The sequence below is a fragment of the Melaminivora alkalimesophila genome, from assembly GCF_000282995.1.
In the GTDB taxonomy this organism is placed as follows: Bacteria; Pseudomonadota; Gammaproteobacteria; order Burkholderiales; family Burkholderiaceae_C; genus Melaminivora; species Melaminivora alkalimesophila.
In genome coordinates, this window is sequence record NZ_ALEE01000087.1 from 1 (window position 1) to 2,563 (window position 2,563).

Consider the following 2,563-nt stretch of genomic DNA (forward strand, 5'->3'; position numbering starts at 1 on the left):
GCGGCAGGCCCGCCATGCAGCGCACCTGCAGCTCGAATTGCGAGACGTCCGAGGCGTCCTGGCTCCAGTGGCCGCTGTTGTGCGGGCGCGGCGCCATCTCGTTGACGACCAGCTCGCCGCCCTCCAGCAGGAAGAACTCCACGCACAGCACGCCCACGTAGTCGAGCTGGCGCGCGATCGCCTGGGCGGCCTGCAGCGCGCGCTGCGTCTGCGCGGCCGGGACATTGCCCTCGAAGACCTCAGTCAGTGCCAGGATGCCGTCCCGGTGCAGGTTGCGCTGCACCGGCAGGTGCACCATGGCGCCATCGCGGCCGCGCGCGACGAGCACCGAGCACTCGGCCGCAAGCGGCAGCCGCTTCTCCAGCACGCAGGGCACGCGCCCGAGCCGCTCCCAGGCGGCGGCGAGTTCGGCGCGGCTTCCCACGCGCGCCTGGCCCTTGCCGTCGTAGCCTAGGCGGGCGGTCTTGAGGATGCCCGGCAGCAGGCGCTCGGCATCGACCGCGGCGAGCGCCGCGTCGCCGTCGATCACGGCGTGCGGCGCCACCGGCGCGCCGCAGCGCACGAAATGCGCCTTCTCGGCGGCGCGGTCCTGCGCGACGGCGACGCTCGCGCCCGCCGGCGCCACCGGCCGCGTGCGCGCCAGCCGCTCCAGCGCCTCGGCCGGCACGTTCTCGAATTCGGTGGTCACGGCCGCGCACAGCTGCGCCAGCCGCTCCAGCGCCGCGCCGTCGCCGTAGGCGGCGCGCAGGTGGTGCGTGCTCACCAGCCCGGCCGGGCTGGCCGGGTCCGGGTCGAGCACGGCGGTGGCGTAGCCCAGCGCCTGGGCGGCGTGCACGAACATGCGCCCGAGCTGCCCCCCGCCGAGCACGCCAAGCGTTGCGCCCGGCAGGATAGGAAACGTGCCGGTCGCCGTCATGGCAGGGCCACCGGGGGCAGCTGCATGGCGCGTGCGGCGGCGGTCTGCTCGGCGCGGAAGGCTTCCAGCCGGGCGCGCAGCGCGGCGTTCTCGCCCGCCAGCAGCGCCACCGCAAAGAGGGCGGCGTTGGCCGCGCCGGCGGCTCCGATGGCGAAGGTCGCAACCGGCACGCCGCGCGGCATCTGCACGATGGAATGCAGCGAATCCACGCCCTGCAGGTGCCGGCTGGCGACCGGCACGCCCAGCACCGGCACCACGGTCTTGGCGGCCAGCATCCCGGGCAGGTGCGCCGCGCCGCCCGCGCCGGCGATGATGGCCTTCAGGCCCCGGTCGGCCGCCGCTTCGGCATAGGCGAACATGTCGTCGGGCATGCGGTGGGCCGAGACCACGCGCGCCTCGTGCGCGATGCCGAACTGCGTGAGGATGTCCACTGCGTGTTGCATGGTCTCCCAGTCGCTGGAAGAGCCCATGACCACGCCGATCTGAATGGATTGCATGGGGGAGGGGCACGCGCTGCGTGCATCCGGATGAAAGCGCGGGATTTTAGGCGCGCGGCGCCGCGGGCGCCCGTCCGGCACGCGGGCGGCGCGCTTTGCCGGACAATCGCCGCATCACGCCAACCGGCGCGCCGAGCGCCACCCTGGAGGGTCGCAGAACATGATGGACGTCACTGTAGAGAATTTTGAAGCCGAAGTCATCGCCGCGTCGATGCAGGTTCCCGTGCTGGTCGATTTCTGGGCGCCCTGGTGCGGGCCCTGCAAGACGCTGGGGCCGGTGCTGGAGAAGCTGGAGGTCGAGTACGCCGGCCGCTTCAAGCTGGTCAAGATCGACTCCGACCAGGAGCAGCAGCTGGCCGCCATGTTCGGCATCCGCAGCATTCCGACCTGCATCCTGATGGTGAACGGCCAGCCCGTCGATGGCTTCATGGGCGCCCAGCCCGAGGGCCAGCTGCGCGCCTTTCTGGACAAGCACCTGCCCAGCGCCGAGGAGCTGGAGGCAGCGGGCGAGGAGGAGCTCGCGCAGCAGGCGCTCGCCAGCGGCAACCCCGAGGAAGCGCTGGAAAAGCTCCAGCACGCCGTCGCCACCGACCCCTCGAACGACGATGCGCGCTTCGACTACGTGCGCCTGCTGCTGCAAATGGGGCGCGACGACGACGCCAAGGTGGCTTTTGCCCCGGTGATCGCCAAGGCCGAGGTCTCGCGCCGGCTCGGGGCGCTGAAGGCGTGGCTCGATGCGCTCGACTTCGTCGCCACCCTGCCGGCCGGCGAGGCCGACGGGAGTGCCTTCGATGCGCGCATCGCCGCCGACCGGCGCGACTTCGAGGCGCGCTTCGGCCGCGCGCGCTGGCTCATGGCGCAGCAACGCTGGACCGACGCCATGGACGAGCTGCTGGAAATCCTGATGCGCGACAAGGCCTGGAACGACGAGGCCGCGCGCAAGGCCTACGTCGCCATCCTGGAGATCATCGAGCCGCCCCGGCCGAAGGTCGAGGACGGCCAGATCCCGCCCGAGGATCCGACGGTCGCCACCTACCGCCGGCGCCTGTCGAGCGTGGTCCTGAGCTGAGCGCGGCGCGGCCGATGGGCGGGCGCGCGGCCGCGTCGGCGCTGGTGCTGGCGGCGCTGGCCGCGCTGCTGGCCGGCTGCG

The 2,563-nt window shown here is 72.9% G+C and carries 3 protein-coding genes; 1 reads left to right on the forward strand and 2 read right to left on the reverse strand.

The window, feature by feature from the left end; all coding sequences use genetic code 11:
• Window positions 1-916 (reverse strand): 5-(carboxyamino)imidazole ribonucleotide synthase (locus A612_RS01105; protein ID WP_019372776.1); only part of this gene is annotated, 916 nt, incomplete at its 3' end.
• A complete protein-coding gene (gene purE / locus A612_RS01110) occupies window positions 913-1,413 on the reverse strand; it encodes a 5-(carboxyamino)imidazole ribonucleotide mutase (RefSeq protein WP_019372777.1) in 501 nt (166 codons plus the stop codon). The genes A612_RS01105 and purE, both read right to left, overlap by 4 nt.
• Window positions 1,414-1,573: 160 nt before the next feature.
• Here purE and trxA point away from each other — a divergent pair, with 160 nt between their 5' ends.
• Window positions 1,574-2,482, forward strand: coding sequence for a thioredoxin (gene trxA / locus A612_RS01115; RefSeq protein ID WP_019372778.1), 909 nt, complete (start codon window positions 1,574-1,576; stop codon window positions 2,480-2,482).
• Window positions 2,483-2,563 lie beyond the last annotated feature (81 nt).